Source organism: Kitasatospora sp. NPDC101176 (assembly GCF_044768035.1).
Taxonomy (GTDB): domain Bacteria; phylum Actinomycetota; class Actinomycetes; order Streptomycetales; family Streptomycetaceae; genus Kitasatospora.
The window spans coordinates 73,395-90,176 of sequence record NZ_JBIWPA010000032.1; the positions used below are offsets into that span (position 1 = coordinate 73,395).

Annotated in this window: 11 protein-coding genes; 4 read left to right on the forward strand and 7 right to left on the reverse strand. The window is 75.7% G+C overall.

Annotated features, from left to right (window positions below):
- Positions 1-5: 5 nt before the first annotated feature.
- Positions 6-521, reverse strand: coding sequence for a redox-sensitive transcriptional activator SoxR (gene soxR / locus ACIRS1_RS31580; protein WP_402845589.1), 516 nt, complete (start codon positions 519-521; stop codon positions 6-8).
- A 57-nt stretch (positions 522-578) separates the two neighbouring features.
- On the opposite strand from soxR, the gene ACIRS1_RS31585 reads away from it, so the two are divergent.
- Positions 579-1,283, forward strand: a complete 705-nt coding sequence (locus ACIRS1_RS31585; protein WP_360212378.1) for a transketolase — start codon at positions 579-581, stop codon at positions 1,281-1,283.
- A gap of 115 nt (positions 1,284-1,398) precedes the next feature.
- The gene (locus ACIRS1_RS31590) at positions 1,399-2,292 is read left to right on the forward strand and encodes a transketolase family protein (protein WP_402845591.1); all 894 of its coding nucleotides are present in this window, start codon (positions 1,399-1,401) and stop codon (positions 2,290-2,292) included.
- 67 nt (positions 2,293-2,359) lie between these two features.
- Here the strand turns inward: ACIRS1_RS31590 and treZ are convergent, their stop codons facing one another.
- The 3 genes from treZ to glgX all read right to left on the reverse strand — a co-directional run bounded on the left by treZ (position 2,360) and on the right by glgX (position 8,803).
- Complete coding sequence (treZ, locus tag ACIRS1_RS31595) at positions 2,360-4,090, reverse strand: malto-oligosyltrehalose trehalohydrolase (protein ID WP_402845592.1); 1,731 nt, start codon at positions 4,088-4,090, stop codon at positions 2,360-2,362.
- Complete coding sequence (gene treY / locus ACIRS1_RS31600; protein WP_402845594.1) at positions 4,087-6,582, reverse strand: malto-oligosyltrehalose synthase; 2,496 nt, start codon at positions 6,580-6,582, stop codon at positions 4,087-4,089. The genes treZ and treY overlap by 4 nt, the downstream gene beginning before the upstream one ends.
- 70 nt (positions 6,583-6,652) lie before the next feature.
- Entirely contained in the window at positions 6,653-8,803 is a 2,151-nt protein-coding gene (glgX, locus tag ACIRS1_RS31605) for a glycogen debranching protein GlgX (RefSeq protein WP_360212372.1), read from the reverse strand.
- A 373-nt stretch (positions 8,804-9,176) separates the two neighbouring features.
- Between glgX and ACIRS1_RS31610 the strand changes: the two genes are divergently transcribed.
- Positions 9,177-10,451, forward strand: a complete 1,275-nt coding sequence (locus ACIRS1_RS31610; RefSeq protein WP_402845595.1) for an SAV2148 family HEPN domain-containing protein — start codon at positions 9,177-9,179, stop codon at positions 10,449-10,451.
- A gap of 427 nt (positions 10,452-10,878) precedes the next feature.
- Positions 10,879-11,580: an exonuclease domain-containing protein gene (locus ACIRS1_RS31615; protein WP_402845597.1), complete on the forward strand. Its 702-nt coding sequence runs from the start codon at positions 10,879-10,881 to the stop codon at positions 11,578-11,580.
- A 189-nt stretch (positions 11,581-11,769) separates the two neighbouring features.
- Here ACIRS1_RS31615 and ACIRS1_RS31620 read toward each other — a convergent pair whose 3' ends face one another.
- From ACIRS1_RS31620 to ACIRS1_RS31630, 3 genes are all read right to left on the reverse strand, one after another.
- Positions 11,770-12,864, reverse strand: a complete 1,095-nt coding sequence (locus ACIRS1_RS31620; RefSeq protein WP_402845599.1) for a polysaccharide deacetylase family protein — start codon at positions 12,862-12,864, stop codon at positions 11,770-11,772.
- A 205-nt stretch (positions 12,865-13,069) separates the two neighbouring features.
- Positions 13,070-13,963, reverse strand: a complete 894-nt coding sequence (locus tag ACIRS1_RS31625; RefSeq protein WP_402845601.1) for a phosphotransferase enzyme family protein — start codon at positions 13,961-13,963, stop codon at positions 13,070-13,072.
- 174 nt (positions 13,964-14,137) lie between these two features.
- Positions 14,138-16,465, reverse strand: coding sequence for an MMPL family transporter (locus ACIRS1_RS31630; protein ID WP_402845603.1), 2,328 nt, complete (start codon positions 16,463-16,465; stop codon positions 14,138-14,140).
- Between the last annotated feature and the right edge of the window lie 317 nt (positions 16,466-16,782).

Consider the following 16,782-nt stretch of genomic DNA (forward strand, 5'->3'; position numbering starts at 1 on the left):
AGTTCCTAGCGGCCGGGGTCGGGGGCCGGTGCGGTGTCCGTGCCGGGGGTGAGCAGGTAGCGGGCGCCGGGGCCGGCCTCGCCGGCGCGGTCGGCGGCGTTGTAGAGGGAGCAGCGGGAGAGCGACAGGCAGCCGCAGCCGATGCAGCCGCTGAGCTTGGCCTTGAGGCGCTCCAGTTCGGCGATCTGCTCGTCGATGCGGCTCTGCCAGGACGCGGCCACGAGGTCCCACTCGTTGCCGCTGGGGGCGGGGCGCTCGGGGAGCCGGTCCAGGGCGACGCGCGCCTCGTCGAGGGAGAGGCCGACCCGCTGGGCGGCGCGGACGAAGGCGATCCGGCGCAGCGTGCCGCGGGTGTAGCGGCGCTGGCCGCCGGAGGTGCGGGTGGCGTGGATGAGGCCGAGGCTCTCGTAGTAGCGCAGGGCGGAGGCGGCGAGGCCGCTGCGGTGGGCGAGCTGCCCGATGGTGAGCAGGTCGTTGCGGTGCGGCCCGGGGGCGCGGCCGTGGTCGGGTGTCGCCGTCATGGACGCCCACTGTAGCCGCTTGACCTTAAGCCGGCTTGAAGTTGCACCATCGTGGTCATGACGACGAACGCGACCGCGGTCAGCACCCGTTTCGAGGACCTGCCGGGCCTGATGGGCCTGATGACCGGCGACGAGAAGCACGGGCCCGCCGCCACCTCCACCCTGGACGCCCTCTGGGTGCTGTACGACCGCGTGCTGCGGGTCACCCCGGACCGCGCCGAGGCGCCCGACCGCGACCGCTTCCTGCTCTCCAAGGGCCACGGCCCGATGGCCTACTACGCGGTGCTGGCCGCCAAGGGCTTCGTCGACCCGGCGGTGCTGGCGGGCTTCGGCGGCTACGACTCCCCGCTCGGCCACCACCCGGACCGGCTGCTCGTCCCCGGGGTGGAGATCGCCTCCGGCTCGCTGGGCCACGGGCTGCCGCTGGGCGTCGGCACCGCGCTGGGCCTGCGGGCGCAGGGGCTGGCCGATCCGGCGGTGTGGGTGCTGGTCGGCGACGCCGAGTTCGACGAGGGCTCCAACCACGAGGCGGTGGCGTTCGCCGGCGCGTACGGGCTGGACCGGCTGCACGTGGTGGTGATCGACAACTCCTCGGCCACGCACGGCTGGCAGGGCGGGATCGCGGCCCGGTTCGCGGCCGAGGGCTGGTCCACCCGGACGGTGGACGGCCGTGACCACGAGGCGCTGTACGAGGCCTTCACCGTCGAACACCCCGGCCGCCCGCACGCGGTGGTCGCCCGGGTCGAGCCCAAGGACTCCTGAGCCCGGCCAGGCCCCGGCACCGAGCACCGCCGGGCCGGGGCCAAGAGCGCCGGAGCACAGAGCGCCGGAGCACCGACCGGCACACCAGGACGCACACCGTGAAAGGCACCACCTGATGGAAACCATGCGTGACCGCTTCATCGACGTCACCTCCCGGCTGCTGGACGAGGACCCGCGACTGGCCCTGGTGCTCGCCGACATCAGCGCCGCCTCCTTCGGTCCGGCCCGGGAGCGGCACCCCGACCGGGTGGTCAACGTCGGCATCCGCGAGCAGCTGCTGATCGGCGCGGCCGGCGGCCTGGCGCTGACCGGGATGCGCCCGATCGCCCACACCTTCGCGAGCTTCCTGATCGAGCGGCCCTTCGAGCAGGTCAAGCTGGACCTGGTGCACCAGGGCGTCGGCGCCGTGCTGGTCAGCGCGGCCGGCTCCTACGACTGGCCGGCCGGCGGCCGCACCCACATGTCGCCGGGCGACGTCGCCCTGCTGGACACCCTGCCGGACTGGACGGTCCACGTGCCCGGCCACCCGGACGAGGCCGAGCAGCTGCTGCGCCACGCCGCCGCGGACGGCGACCGCAACGTCTACGTCCGGCTGTCCGCGCACCGCAACGCGGCCGCCGTGCCGGTGGAGGCGGGGCGGTTCACCACCGTGCGGAGCGGTTCGCGCGGGGTGGTGCTCGCGGTCGGGCCGATGCTGGACGGGGTGCTGGCGGCCACCGAGGGGCTGGACGTCACGGTCCTGTACGCGGCGACGGTGCGGCCCTTCGACGCGGCCGGGCTGCGCGCGGCGGTGGGGGAGCGGACGGACGTGGTGCTGGTCGAGCCGTACCTGGCGGGCACCTCGTCGAACGAGGCGCACGCGGCGCTGGCCGACCGGGCGCACCGGGTGCTGGGCCTGGGCGTGCCGCGGGAGGAGCACCGGCACTACGGCTCGATCGAGGAGCACCTGGCGGCCTACGGGCTGGACGCGGCCTCGCTGCGGGAGCGGATCGGCACCTTCCTCCGGTGACCCGGGCGGTCGCGCGCGGTGCCGGGCCGGGGGTGACCCGGGCGGTCGCGCCGCGGCGCCGGGCCGCTCAGACCGCCACGACGGCGACGGAGTCCGCCGCGAGCCGGACCGCGGAGCCGTCGAGCCGGGCCGGTCCGAAGGCCGCGACGACCTCCCGCCCGGCCGCCCCCAGCGGCACCGCGGCCTCGGCGGTGCCGAGGTTGACCGCGATCCGGTACGGCCCGCGGTGCACCACCAGCCAGCGCGCGGCCTCGTCGTGGGTGACCCGGACGGCGCCGAGGTCCGGGTCGGACAGTTCCGGCCGGTCGCGCCGCAGCGCGATCAACGTCCGGTACCAGTCGAGGAGTTCGGAGTGCGGCGCGCGCCGGGGTTCGGTCCAGTCGAGGACGGAGCGCAGTACGGTGGCCGGCTCCTGAGGGTCCGGGACGGCCTCGGCGGCCCAGCCGTGCTCGGCGAACTCCCGCCGCCGGCCCTGCCGGACGGCCTCGGCGAGCTGCGGGTCGGTGTGGTCGGTGAAGTACTGCCAGGGGGTGGCCGCGCCCCACTCCTCGCCCATGAACAGCATCGGGGTGAACGGCGAGGTGAGCACGAGGGCGGCGCCGCAGGCGAGCCGGCCGGGCGGGAGGGCGGTGGAGAGGCGGTCGCCGAGCGCCCGGTTGCCGATCTGGTCGTGGGTCTGGAGGTAGCCGAGCAGCCGGTGCCCGCCCTCGGGCGGGAAGGGCCGGCCGTGGTGGCGGCCGCGGAAGCTCGACCAGGTGCCGTCGTGGAAGTAGCCCCGGGTGAGGGTCTTGGCGACGGCGGCGAGCGGCCGGCGGGCGAAGTCGCCGTAGTAGCCCTGGGATTCGCCGGTGAGCGCGCAGTGCAGGGCGTGGTGGAGGTCGTCGCTCCACTGGGCGGTGAGGCCGTGGCCGCCGTGTTCGCGGGCGGCGGTGGTGCGCGGGCTGTTGAGGTCGGACTCGGCGATCAGGAACAGCGGGCGGTTGGTGGCGACGGCCAGCCTGTCGACCTCGTGGGAGAGTTCCTCGAGGAAGTGGACGGCGCGGTCGTCGGCGAGGGCGTGCACGGCGTCCAGCCGCAGGCCGTCGATCCGGTAGTCGCGCAGCCAGGCCAGGGCGCTGCCGATCAGGTAGCGGCGCACCTCGTCGGAGCCGGGGGCGTCCAGGTTGACCGCCGCCCCCCAGGGCGTGTGGTGCCGCTCGGTGAAGTACGGCCCGTAGGCGGGCAGGTGGTTGCCGGACGGGCCGAGGTGGTTGTGGACGACGTCCAGGACCACGCCGAGGCCCTTGCGGTGGGCGGCGTCGACGAAGCGCTTCAGCCCCTCGGGCCCGCCGTAGGGCTCGTGCACGGCCCACGGCGCGACCCCGTCGTAGCCCCAGCCGTGCCGGCCGGGGAACGGGCAGACCGGCATCAGCTCGACGAAGTCGACGCCCAACCCGACGAGGTGGTCGAGGTGTTCGGCGGCGGCCTCGAAGGTGCCGCGGGCGGTGAAGGTGCCGATGTGCAGCTCGTACAGCACCGCGCCGGGCAGCGGGCGGCCGCGCCAGCCCGTCCGGGACCAGTGGAACGCGGCGTGGTCGACCCGGCGGCTGGGGCCGTCGGGGCCGTGCGGCTGCCGGGGCGAGCGGGGGTCGGGCCGCGGCGGACCGCCGTCGAGGCGGAAGGCGTAGTCGCCGTCCGGGGCCTCGCCGGACCACCAGCCGTCGCGGTCCGCGTCGGGCGCCAGCGGGTGGTCCGTGCCGTCGACCCGGACGTCGACGCGGTCGGTGGCGAAGGGGGCCCAGACCTCGTACTGGTTCACGCGCTCTCCGTCGGGTCGGTGGTCGCGGTGGAGGCCGCCCCGGGCGCGGCGGGCCGGGTCAGCAGCGCCACCGGGTGGGCGGCCAGCAGCTCGGCGACCGGGACCGGCCCGGCCGGGTGGGGGCGGCCGGTCAGCCGGTCCGTCCACGGACCGCCCGCGGGCAGCTCCAGGGCGGTGGTGCGCCAGCCGCCGGAGCGCTCCAGCCCGTACGGGAGCCGGGTGACGGCGGTGATCACGTCCTCGCCGCGGGCGAAGGCGAGCAGGTGGTCGGCGGCGGGCCCGGTGGCGGCCAGCGGCCGGTAGCGGCCGAGCGGGCGGGCGCGGCGCAGGTGCAGGGCGGTGGTGGTGAGGTGCAGCTTCTCGCGGGCGAGGTCGCCGGGGCGGGGGGTGGCCGAGTCGGTGAGCCGGACGGCGAGCGCGCCGAGGTCGACGGCGCGCCGGTTGTCCGGGTCGACGAGGGTGTACAGCGGCTCCTCGCTGCCCTGGTAGAGGTCGGGCACGCCGGGGATGGTGAGGTGCAGCAGCGCGGCGGAGAGCGTGTTGGCGCGGGCGTACGGGGCGATGGCGTGCACCGTGCCCTCGATCCGGGGGAGCAGCCCGGGGTTGGCGTACACGGCGCGGGCGCGGGCCTCGACGTCCTGCTCGTAGCGGGGGTCGGGGGCGGTCCAGGAGGTGCGCAGCTTGGCCTCGCGGGCGGCCTTGAGCAGGGCGGCGACCAGCCGGTCGGGGTCGATCGGCCAGGCCGCGACGAGGGTGTGCCAGAGCAGCCAGTCGCCGTCCCGGTCGGGGCCGGGCCCGGCGGCGGTGGACCAGGCGGCGGCCTCGGCCGCCCAGGCCCCGGGCTGCTCGGCGAGGACGGCGAGGCGGGCGCGGGCGTCGGCGCTGCGCTTGGTGTCGTGGGTGGACAGCACCGTCATGCTGCCCGGCCAGTGCTGTTCCAGCTCGCGGCACCAGGCGTGGAAGTCGGCCGGGCGCAGCCCCGGCCGGGCGGGTTCGCCGCCGACCTCGTTGAGGCCGGGCAGCGCGTTCCAGCGGTAGAACGCGGTGTCCTCGACGCCCTTGGCCGCCACCGCGGCGGCGGTCTGCGCGAAGCGCTCGCAGAACTCGTCGTGCTCGGGCCCGCGGCCGGCCGCGCCGAGGGCCAGCGCGGCGACCAGCCGGTCGGTCGGATCGGCCGAGCCGTCCAGCGCGGCCCGCAGTCCGGCCTCGGCGGCCGCCGGGACGGGCTCTCCGGGCCGCGCGTAGGGCCGGTACCCGGGGTAGCCGGTGAGCAGCCGGCGCACGGAGTCGCGCAGCTGCCAGGGTGCGTGGTCGGCGTGCGCCGGGTCGGTGGCGCCGATCCGCAGCGCGGTGCGCACCAGCCGGTCGACCTCGGCGGCCAGCTCGCCCCGCGGGCCGGTCATGTCGGCCCGGCCGCGCCGGGCGGCGGCGACGGCCGGGTGCGGGTCGGCGCAGGGCTCGCCGGCGGCGGTGGTGTCGGCGGCGCCGCTGACGAAGGCGGGGTAGGCCCCGGCCAGCCGGCAGGCGCCCGCGTGGTCGGTGAGCACGCCGTCGATGCGGCGCAGCGCGTCGTAGCCGGTGGTGCCCGCGCAGGGCCAGTCGGCGGGCAGCCGTTCGTCGCCGGTGAGGATCTTCTCGACCACGGTGTAGGCCCCGCCGGTGGCCTCGGCGAGGCGGCGCAGGTAGCCGCGCGGGTCGGCGAGTCCGTCGGGGTGGTCGATCCGGAAGCCGTCCAGGACGCCGTCGGCGTGCAGCCGCAGCAGGACGGCGTGGGTGGCGGCGAAGACCTCGGGCTCCTCGACCCGGACGGCGATCAGCTCGTTGACGGTGAAGAACCGGCGGTAGTTGAGCTCGGTGCGGGCCAGCCGCCACCAGGCGAGCCGGTACCACTGGCGGGCGAGCAGCTCGGGCAGGGGCAGGCCCTCGGTGCCGGGGCGCAGCGGCAGCTCGTGGTCGTGGTAGCGCAGCACCGGGCCGTCGACGGCCAGCTGGTCCAGGACGGCGCCGAGCCGGTCGCCGAGCAGCGGCAGCAGCACCCGGCCGCGCCCGGGGGCGTCGGCGGGGCCGGGCTGGGCGGTCCAGTCGATGTCGAACCAGGGCGCGTAGGGGGAGTCGGGGCCGTCCCGCAGCACCTCCCAGAGCGGCCGGTTGAGCCGTTCGGGGACGGGCACGGCCATGTGGTTGGGGACGACGTCGGCGATCAGCCGCAGGCCGTGCCGGTGGGCGGCGGCGGCCAGCGCGCGCAGTGCGCCCTCGCCGCCGAGCTGTTCGCTGATCCGGCCGTGGTCGACGGTGTCGTAGCCGTGGGTGGAGCCGGGGGCGGCCTCCAGCAGCGGGGACAGGTGCAGGTGGGAGACGCCGAGGGCGGCGAGGTAGGGGACGGCGGCGGTGGCGTCGTGCAGGGTGAAGCCGGGCTGGAGCTGGAGCCGGTAGGTGGACGTCGGGACGGTGGCGGCCGGGCGGGGCTGCGCGGGCTCGGCGGCGGAGGTCATAGGTCCATGAGTACCCGGGGGAGCCCGCCGCCAAGACCCGTTGCTGACCCGAACAGGTGACCGGGGCCGGTCACGCGGGCCGCTGCAGGACCATCAGCGAGCGGTCGGTGAGCCACAGGGTGTCGCCGGCCTTGACCCGGGCGCCGGTGCCCGGGGCGGGCAGCCGGGGCTGCGCGGTGTCGACCACCACCTGCCACTCCTGCCCGTGGTCGGCGGGGACGGTGAACTCCAGCGGTTCGAAGTGCGCGTTGAACATCAGCAGGAAGGAGTCGTCGACGATCCGCCCGCCGCGCCGGTCGGGTTCGGAGATGGCGTAGCCGTTGAGGAAGACGGTCAGCGACTTGGCGTAGCTGGCGCCCCAGTTGCGCTTGGTCATCTCCTCCCCGCCGGGGGTGAACCAGGCGATGTCGGTGAGGTCGTCGTGCCCGCCGGTGGTGGCGGGCGCCCCCGCGCCCGGCCGGCCGGAGACGGGGCGCCCGTGGAAGAAGCGCCGCCGCCGGAACACCGGGTGGTCGCGCCGCAGCCAGATCATGCCCTGGGTGAACTCCAGCAGCCGGGCCTGCGGGCCGTCGTCCTGCGGCCAGTGCACCCAGGAGATCTCGTTGTCCTGGCAGTAGGTGTTGTTGTTGCCCTGCTGGGTGCGGCCGAGCTCGTCGCCGTGGGAGAGCATCGGCACGCCCTGGGAGAGCATCAGGGTGGCGATGAAGTTGCGTTGCTGGCGGGCTCTGAGGTCCTCGACGGCAGGGTCGGTGCTGGGGCCCTCGGTGCCGCAGTTCCAGGAGCGGTTGAAGGACTCGCCGTCGCGGTTGTCCTCGCCGTTGGCCTGGTTGCGCTTGTCGTTGTAGGAGACCAGGTCGCGCAGGGTGAAACCGTCGTGGCAGGTGACGAAGTTGATGGAGGCGATGGGGCGGCGGCCGTCGTCCTGGTAGAGGTCGGAGGAGCCGGTGAGCCGGGAGCCGAACTCGGCGAGGGTGGCGTTCTCGCCGCGCCACAGGTCGCGCACGGTGTCGCGGTACATGCCGTTCCACTCCGTCCACAGCGGCGGGAAGTTGCCGACCTGGTAGCCGCCCTCGCCGAGGTCCCAGGGCTCGGCGATCAGCTTGGCCTGGGAGACCACCGGGTCCTGCTGGACGAGGTCGAAGAAGGAGGAGAGCCGGTCGACCTCGTGGAACTGCCGTGCCAGGGTGGCGGCGAGGTCGAAGCGGAAGCCGTCGACGTGCATCTCGGTGACCCAGTAGCGCAGCGAGTCCATGATCAGCTGGAGCACGTGCGGGCTGCGCATCAGCAGGCTGTTGCCGGTGCCGGTGGTGTCCTCGTAGAAGCGCTGGTCCCGGGCGAGACGGTAGTAGGAGACGTTGTCCAGGCCGCGCAGCGAGAGCGTCGGCCCGAGGTGGTTGCCCTCGGCGGTGTGGTTGTAGACGACGTCCAGGATCACCTCGATCCCGGCCGCGTGCAGCGCCTTGACCATCGACTTGAACTCCTGCACCTGCTGGCCGCGGTCGCCGTTGGAGGAGTACGAGGAGTGCGGGGCGAAGAAGCCGATGGTGTTGTAGCCCCAGTAGTTGGACAGGCCCAGGTCGCGCAGCCGGTGGTCGCGGACGAACTGGTGCACCGGCATCAGCTCGATCGCGGTGACGCCGAGCTTGGCCAGGTGCTCGATCACCGCCGGGTGGGCCAGGCCGGCGTAGGTGCCGCGGATCTCCTCGGGGATGCCCGGGTGCAGCTGGGTGAGGCCCTTGACGTGGGCCTCGTAGATGACGGTGCGGTGGTAGTCGGTGCGCGGCGGGTGGTCGGTGCCCCAGTCGAAGTACGGGTTGATGACCACCGAGTGCATGGTGTGCGGGGCCGAGTCGAGGTCGTTGCGGCGCTCGGGGGCGCCGAAGTGGTAGCCGTAGACGGCCTCGTCCCAGTCGATGGTGCCGCTCATCGCCTTGGCGTACGGGTCCAGCAGCAGTTTGGCGCTGTTGTGCCGCAGGCCCAGGCCGGGGTTGTAGGGGCCGTGGACGCGGAAGCCGTAGCGCTGGCCCGGCTGCACGCCGGGGAGGTAGGCGTGCCGGACGAAGGCGTCCGTCTCGCGCAGTTCGACGGCGGTCTCCGAGCCGTCCTCGCCGATCAGGCACAGCTCGATGCGGTCGGCGCTCTCGGAGAACACCGCGAAGTTGGTGCCGGCCCCGTCGTAGGTGGCACCGAGGGGGTAGGGCTTACCCGGCCAGACCTGCATGAGTCCTCAACTTCCTTGCCACTGAATGAAACTGACAGGTAGTCCGACAATCTGCCCCGGACCCGGACGCTCTCTTCCCGGCCGGGCGGCCGGGCATGTGCGGCGCCCGTGCGCCGTGACGCACGGCACAGTGCGCATACTCCCCGAGCCTTCCCCCGGCGGCCGGGACATGTGATCCCGGTTCGCCCGAACGGGTGTCCGGCGGCCGTTCCTGTGAAGAGTGGGCCTGGTGGTGGCCCCGGGCCCGGTGGGCCATCCGGCTGCGCACCGCTCGCGGCGGGCAGTACCCTTGATCGTCCGGCCGCCCCGGGCCGGTGGCGGTCCATCAGCCGATCGGGGTCAGAAGGCAGCAGCAGACCAGATGAGGTGGCGCATGGTGTTCCCCGCCGGCGGCCGCGGCTCGGAGCCCGGCGGCCCCGACCGGGGCGGCGCCCGCAGCGAGGCGCCCACGGTCGTCATGCGCCCCACCTCCACCGGCCGCGCCCTGGTGCCCGCCCAGGGCGGCCCGGTCGAGGTCCCCGCCCTCGCCTGGTCCGTCGCCGAGTGGGAGGACGCCTACCAGCGGGTACGGCTGTCCGGCCGCGCCTACGTCTGGCTCAACCTCGTCGAACAGCGGCTGCGCTCCCTCGTCGACGAGGTCCTGCACCCCATCTACGCCCCCGCCCACGGCGAGGACTGGGTCACCGCGGCCGCCGGCCCCGCCGGCGAGGAGTGGGCCCACCGGGCCGGCGCCGTCCGCGAGGTCAGCCGCCGCAAGGGCTACCTGCTCGACCCGGCCGACGACGACCCGCTGGTCTTCCTCACCCTGCCCCAGCTGCGCGAGCTGATGGTCCAGCACTGGCCCTGCTTCGAGCCCTACCTGGCCGACCGGCGCGAGATCGAACTCGCCCTGGACGAGCTGGAGGTGGCCCGGCACGTGGTCTCCCGCAACCGGGTGCTCACCCCGACCGTCCTCGCCCAGACCGAACGCGCCGCCGCCCGCCTGCTCGCCGTCCTCGACGGCGGCGCCGGCGGGGTGCCCGCCGACGTCGTGGAGTCCCTCGTCGCCGGCCGCTACGCCGACGTCGTCGCCGTCCACGCCGACCGGGTCCGCCTCCAGCGCGACCTGCCCGTCGAGGACCTCCTGGACGGCGCCCGGCGGCTCGACGCGCTCGGCATCGGCCTCGGTATGCTCTGCCAGAACTACACCGGCAAACGGCTCGTCCGGCTGGCCGGCGAGGGCTGCCGGGTCCGGCTGCTCTTCCTCAACCCGGCGAGCAGCGCCGTCCGCCGGCGCGAACGCGAACTCGGCCTCGGGCGCAACGAGTTGTCCCGGTCCATCGAGATGAACATCATGCACGTGCGCCGGGTCCGGGCCCGGCTGCGCGACCAGGGCGGCTTCGAGATCCGGGTCTTCGACGAGACCCCGCGCTTCACCGCCTACCTGGTCGAGGGCCCCCGCCCGGCCGGCCAGATCGGCGGCCGCCGCCAGACCCGCGACCTCGGCGTCATCCAGCCCTACCTGCGCCGCTCCCGCGGCATGGAGTCCCCCGCCCTGGTCCTGCGCGGGGGCGCCGGCCAGCAGCCCGGCGGCACCGAGGCCGGGCTGCTGGAGGTCTACCGCGAGGAGTTCGAGGGCGTCTGGGGCGACTCCCGGCCCGTCTCCTGAGGACGCCGCCCGCCGGGTGGCCCCCGGTCGGGGCGGTGCGGGCCGCGGTGGGCGGAGCCCCCGTGCCGATCACGGGGGACGACGGCGGCGCACCGCGTCTCGAAGACGTGCACCGCCCCTGAGGAACCGGCCCGGCGGCCGTCCACGCGCTCAGGGGCCACGCGGCCTCCGCCCCGTGCGCCGTGGTGTCGGCCGCCGCGGCCTCGGTGTGCGTGGTCCGCGGCCCGCGGTCGCCCGTGCGGTTGTGTGCCCAACCACACCGTGCGTCGCCGCCGTTGGGGCCCCCGGACGCGGTCCGTGGCCGGCCGCGGCCGCTCGTGCGCCGCCCCCGCCGGACCGGCCGCGGCCCCACCCAGCGGCCGGGTTGTCGGTGGGGCGGGTGATGATAGGGGCTGATTCGAGCGGCCGGACGGAAGGACACACCCCTATGAGCTGGTGGCAGCAGCCACTGGTCGGCTTCGACCTGGAGACCACGGGCACCGACCCGGCCGTGGACCGCATCGTCACGGCCGCGCTCGTGGACACCGTCGGGGCCCGCCGGGTGGGGGCCGCGCACTGGCTGCTCGATCCCGGGGTCCCGATCCCGGCGGAGGCGGAGGCGATCCACGGCATCGGCGACGACGTGGCCCGCGGCAAGGGCCGGCCGGCCGCGGAGGCGGTGGAGGAGATAGCCGCCGCGCTCTGCGAGCGGCTCGCCGCCGGGCACCCGGTGGTCGCCTTCAACGCCCCCTTCGACCTGTCGCTGCTCGACGCCGAGCTGCGCCGGCACGGGCTGGCGCCGCTCGCGGAGCGCCTCGGCGGGCCGGTCGCGCCGGTGCTGGACGCCCTGGTCGTCGACCGGGCCGTGGACAGGTACCGCAAGGGCTCGCGCACCCTGCAGCGGGTCTGCGAGGTGTACGGCGTGGAGCTGACCGACGCGCACGAGGCCGGCAGCGACGCGCTGGCCGCCGTCCGGGTCGCGGTCGCGCTCGCCGAGCGCTACCGCGCCGAGGTCGGCGACGTCCCGGCGGCCGAGCTGCACCAGCGGCAGATCGGCTGGTACCGGGAGTGGGCCGAGGGCCTGCAGGAGTGGCTGCGCCGCGGCAAGGACCCGCAGGCCGTGGTGGATCCGCGGTGGCCGATGAGATGACCGCCGCCGGAGCGCGCGGGCGGTGGTGCCGTCCGGGCCTCCGGGCCGAGTGGCCGATGGCCGAGTGGTCGGTCCGTGGTCCCCGTGCCCCGCGGCCGGGCCCGCGGCCGGAGGGCGCGCCGGGTGCGGGCCGGGCCCCGGCGTTGTTCCGCGCCGTGGTGGCCGGGCGCGGCGGGGCCGTCGGCTCCGCTAGGCGGCCGGGAAGTCGAAGGTGTAGCCCTGGGCCACCAGCCAGGGCAGCAGCTGCTTGAGCGCGGCGATGGTCTGGCTGCGGTCGCCGCCGCCGTCGTGCATCAGGATCACGCCGCCGGGCTTCAGCTGGTTCTGCACGGTGGAGACGATGGCGGGCACGCCGGGGCGCGACCAGTCGCGCGGGTCGACCGACCAGCCCAGCGACGACATCCCCAGGCCCGCGGTGATCTGCTCGTTGTCGGCGTTGAACCCGCCGCCGGGGGCGCGGAACCAGGTCACCTGGGTGCCGGGGCCGCCGGCCTGGACGATCATGTCCTTGGCGGCGGAGATCTCGTAGGCGGCCTTGTCGTGGGGGAGCTTCGCGAACGGCTGCGGGTGGTGGACGCTGTGGTCGCAGAGCCGGTGGCCGGCCGCGAGGACGCGCTTGACCAGGGCCGGGTTGGCGGCGGCGTTCTGGCCGATCTCGCAGAAGGTGGCCTTGGCGTGGTACTGCGCGAGCAGGTCGAGGATCTGCCCGGTGGCGGGGCCGGGGCCGTCGTCGAAGGTGAGTGCCACGGTGCGGCCGCCGGAGGCGGTGGAGGACAGGACGGTGCCGGGCTTGGCGTGGCCGGGGGCCCCGGGCGCGGTGGGGGCCGGCGGTGCGGGGGTGGCCGGGTGGGAGGAGTCGGCCGGCACGGCGGGGACGGCGCTGGGCGCGCCGGTCGCCGGTCCTGCCGGTGACCCCGTCGTCGATCCGGTCGTCGATCCGGCCGGGGAGCCCGTCGGGGATCCGGCCGGGGTGCCCGGCTGCTTGGGCGTGCGCGGCTTCGGGGTGGCCGGCGGGGCGGCGGGGGAGCCCGCCACGGCGTCGGAGCCGGGGGTGGGCGCGATGGTCCCGGCCGGGGTCCCGGTCGGCGCGCCGGTGTCCGGGGTGATGGTGATCGGCGGCCGGGTGGCCGGGCTGCCGCCGGCCTGCGACTGGAGCGCCCCGTTCGCGGTGCCGCACGCGGCCAGGCCCAGGGCGGCGGCCACCACGACGCAGCCCGCGAACAGCCGCCGGCGGCGGGCCGTGCGGGTCGGGAGGGTGGCTTCGCGGGGGGCGGGCTGGGGCATGGCGGCGGCTCCGGTTGGCGCAGAGGGGTGCATGGACGGGGGCCGATCCCTCGGTCAGGATGACTGTCCGATAGGACGCCGATCGTACGTGCCCCGGTTGCGCGCCGGACCGGACCGCCGTAGGAGTCTTCTCACACCGGCCCGGGTTGGCACCCCACCCGTCCGGCGGTTATCCGGCGCCCCTCGCGCCCCGTCCGCCCCCGCGTCAGAAGGGGTACCAGCGCACCCCGGTGGCCCCCTCCCGCAGCGACTCGACCCGGCGCCGGAACTCCGCCAGCGCGGCCGGGTTCCCGGGCGCCTGCTGGGCGACCCAGGAGGCGCTGGCCGTCTCCCGCGCCCCGCGCAGCACCGCGAAGCCGGGCCAGTCCCGCACGTCCCAGCCGTACGCCGCGGTGAACGCCCGGTACTCCTCCCCGGGCACGCCGTACCGGTCGTGGCTGAGCGCGAGGACCACCAGGTCGTGCTCCCGCAGGTCGTGCGAGACGGTCTCCAGGTCGAGCAGGACGGGCCCGTCCGGGCCGACGTGGACGTTGCGCGGCAGCGCGTCGCCGTGGATCACCCCGGGCTGCAGGTGCGGGGAGAGGTCGGGGAGGGCGGCGGCGAAGGCGTCCCGGCGGCGGCGCAGGAAGTCGACGTCGGCCGGGTCGACGTGGCCGTCGGCGCCGGCGAGCCAGCGCTCGACCGGGGCCAGCAGGTCGCGCCGGCCGAGCGGCAGCGGAGGCGCCGGGAGCCGGTGCAGGGTGCGCAGCAGCGGGGCGAGGTCCGCGGGCCGGGCGGGCCGCACGGCGGGGTCGAGCCGGTGCCAGAAGGTGACCGGATGGCCGTCGGCGAGCTGCGGACCGGGCGGGAGCTCCCGGTGGGGGCGCACCACCGGGACGCCCTGCCCGGCGAGCCAGTGGGCGACGGCGAGTTCGCGCCGCGCCCGCTCCTGCAGCTCGGGGCCGCGGCCGACCTTGGCGACGACGGCCGGGTCGCCGAGGTCGAAGACCGCGTTCTCGCCGAGCGCGAGCAGCCGGGCGTCGTCGGGGCCGGGCAGGCCGGCGGACGTGCAGGCCCGGGCGAGCAGCAGCCGGGCGCGGCCCTCGTCGAAGGGGATCATGGGGTGCTCCGTTGTGCCGGCGTTCATCCGGAGGCCTCCGGGTCGTGATCATCATGACGCACCGGTGCCGGGCCCCGCGGGCTGCGGGGTCCGGCACCGGTGCGTGGCGGCCGGCGGGCCGGCGGGCCGGCGCGGGTGGTACGGGTGGTACGGCGGCGGGACGGGCGCCGGGGCTCAGACCCCGATCCGGCGGTGCCGCGCGCCCTGTGGGGCCGGGGCGGGCAGCCCGCCGTCCGGCGCGGGGCCGGGACCGACCGGCGGGGCGGATCCGAGCGGCGCGGTGGAACCGCCGTGCGGGGTGTCGCCGGCACCGGCCGGCGGGGCCGCCTCGCCGTGCGAGAGGTCAGGCAGCCAGTGCAGCCAGCGCGGCAGGTACCAGTTGCGCTCGCCGAGCAGGCTCATCACGGAGGGCAGCAGCACGGCCCGGATCACCGTCGCGTCGATCAGGACGGCGACGGCGAGGCCGACGCCCATCTGCTTCATCGCCTGCATGGAGAGCGTGCCGAAGACCGCGAACACCGCCACCATGATCACCGCGGCGCTGGTGACCACCCCGGCCGTGGAGCGGATGCCGTGGGCGATCGCGGCCCGGGTGGGCAGGCCGCGGTCGTGGCCCTCCTTGATCCGGGAGACCACGAACACGTGGTAGTCCATCGAGAGACCGAAGAGGATCACGAAGAGGAACAGCGGCACCCAGGACTCGACCGCCCCGACCCCGGCGGTGCCCAGCAGCGAGGCGCCCACACCGTGCTGGAAGACCAGGGTCAGCACCCCGTACGCGGCGCCCACCGAGAGCAGGTTGAGCACGACGGCGGTGGCGGCGACGGCCAGCGAGCGGAAGGAGGTGAGCATCAGCAGGAAGGCGAAGGCGACCACGAAGCCGAACACCAGCGGCATCGAGCCGGTCATCCGGGCGTTGAAGTCGTACGATCCGGCGGTCTGCCCGGTGACCGGGGCCTCGGTGCCGGGCACCCGCAGGACGGTGGCCGGCACCAGGTCCTCGCGCAGGGTCCGCAGCGCCTCGTTGCTGGTGGCGTCGTTGCCGGTGCCGTTGAGCGGGACGTCGACGGTGGCGATGCCGTGCTCCGCGTGCACGGTGACGTCCACCGGCCCGTGCATCCGGCCGCTGGCCAGGGCCCGCGCCCTGAGGTCGGCCAGGGCGGCGGTCATCGCGGGGGAGGTGATGTCGGCGGCCTTGACGACGACGGTCGCGGGGGAGGGGCTGCCGGGGAAGGCGGCGTCGATCCGCTGCGCCGCGGTCACCAGGGCGTTGCCGCGGGGCAGTTGCTGCTGGAAGGTCAGGTTGGCGGTGTGCATGGTGAGCAGCGGCGCGGCCAGCGCGAGCAGGAAGGCGCCGGAGAGCAGGGTGGCGGCGAGCGGGCGGCGCAGCACGGGGGTCAGCACGGCGTTCCAGAACCGGCCGCCGGTGTGCGCGGTGTCCCGGCGGCGGAGCCTGCCGAGCAGCGGCACCCGGCCGCGCTCGACCCGGTCGCCGAGCAGGGAGAGCAGGGCGGGCAGCACGGTGAGCGAGCCGAGCACGGCGGTGACGACGACCACGATGGTGGCGAAGGCCATGGCCCGGAAGTCGGCGATCCCGGTGAGGAACATGCCGGCCATGGCGACGACCACGGTGACGCCGGAGACCAGCACGGCCCGGCCGCTGGTGGCGGCGGCGACGGCCAGCGCGGTGTGCGGGTCGCGGCCGGCGGCCCGTTCCTCGCGTTCGCGGCGCAGGTAGAACAGGCAGTAGTCGACGCCGACGGCGAGGCCGACCAGCAGCATGACCGAGCTGGCGTCGTTGCTGGTGTGCAGCAGGCCGCTGGTCAGCGCGACCAGTCCGCCGGCCGCGACGAAGGCGGTGAGCGCGAGCACCACCGGCAGCACGGCGGCGACCAGGGCGCCGAAGGCGACCAGCAGGATGCCGAGGGCGAGCGGCACGGCCGTCCACTCGGCGCGCGCGAAGTCGTCGGCGAACTGGTCCTGGATCCACTTGCCGGAGCTGGCGTCGCCGAGCTCGACGACGGTGAGGTCGGGGTGCTGCCGCTGCACGGCCGCGACGGCGTCCAGGACGGCGGGGACGTCGGCGAGCGCCCGGTCGTGGTCGCCGTCGAGCGTGAGCTGGACGAGGACGGAACGGCCGTCCGCGGAGACCGCTCCGGTGTCGGCGGGGGAGCGGACCGCGGTGACCTTGCCGGTGGCCCGGACGGCGCTCGTCACCTGGTCGACGACGGCCCGGAAGCCGGGGTCGTCGGCCTTGCGGGTGGCGCTCTGGACCAGGACGTTCTCGGTGGCCGGGCTCTTGAGGCCGGCCTCGTCGAGGAGCCTGGCGGCGCGGGAGACCTGGCCGGGCATGGCCTCGGACTCGGTGACCTGCGTGCTGCCGTGCAGTCCGCCGAGGACGGCGGCGAGCACGACGAAGAGCAGCCAGCCGAAGACGGCGGTCTTCCTGTGCCGGGCGCTCCAGGCGCCGATGGCGGCGGCCGTGCCGGATCTGGTCGTCATGGTGGGTCCCCCCGGGGAGTGCGGCGGTCGTCGCCGGCGCGGTGGTGCCGGACCGGCCGGTGGTGGCCGCCGGATAGCGGGCGCCGGTGCGGTCCGGCGCCGCAACAGACAGTAGGGAAACGGCCGTTGACCAGGTATCCGGCTGGCGGGTGAGCCCGCCCGGGGGCCTGCCTCGGGGGCGGGGTGGGGTTTTCCCTACCGTCCTACCCTGATGTCTCCTCCCCGGGGGTAGGGGGTGGGATCCACCCTGAGGGGGAGCTGTCTCCACCCGGAGCACGAGGTCAAGAGGGGTCCGTTCGGGAGAGACTGGGTCGGGG

What these genes read in the sequence shown, in the direction of transcription:
- ACIRS1_RS31615 (WP_402845597.1), top strand. Translation starts at nt 10,879, where the DNA reads ATGAGCTGGTGGCAGCAGCCACTGGTCGGCTTCGACCTGGAGACCACG.
- soxR (WP_402845589.1), bottom strand. Translation starts at nt 521, where the DNA reads ATGACGGCGACACCCGACCACGGCCGCGCCCCCGGGCCGCACCGCAAC.
- treY (WP_402845594.1), bottom strand. Translation starts at nt 6,582, where the DNA reads ATGACCTCCGCCGCCGAGCCCGCGCAGCCCCGCCCGGCCGCCACCGTC.
- ACIRS1_RS31620 (WP_402845599.1), bottom strand. Translation starts at nt 12,864, where the DNA reads ATGCCCCAGCCCGCCCCCCGCGAAGCCACCCTCCCGACCCGCACGGCC.
- ACIRS1_RS31585 (WP_360212378.1), top strand. Translation starts at nt 579, where the DNA reads ATGACGACGAACGCGACCGCGGTCAGCACCCGTTTCGAGGACCTGCCG.
- ACIRS1_RS31630 (WP_402845603.1), bottom strand. Translation starts at nt 16,465, where the DNA reads ATGACGACCAGATCCGGCACGGCCGCCGCCATCGGCGCCTGGAGCGCC.
- glgX (WP_360212372.1), bottom strand. Translation starts at nt 8,803, where the DNA reads ATGCAGGTCTGGCCGGGTAAGCCCTACCCCCTCGGTGCCACCTACGAC.
- ACIRS1_RS31610 (WP_402845595.1), top strand. Translation starts at nt 9,177, where the DNA reads ATGGTGTTCCCCGCCGGCGGCCGCGGCTCGGAGCCCGGCGGCCCCGAC.
- ACIRS1_RS31590 (WP_402845591.1), top strand. Translation starts at nt 1,399, where the DNA reads ATGGAAACCATGCGTGACCGCTTCATCGACGTCACCTCCCGGCTGCTG.
- ACIRS1_RS31625 (WP_402845601.1), bottom strand. Translation starts at nt 13,963, where the DNA reads ATGATCCCCTTCGACGAGGGCCGCGCCCGGCTGCTGCTCGCCCGGGCC.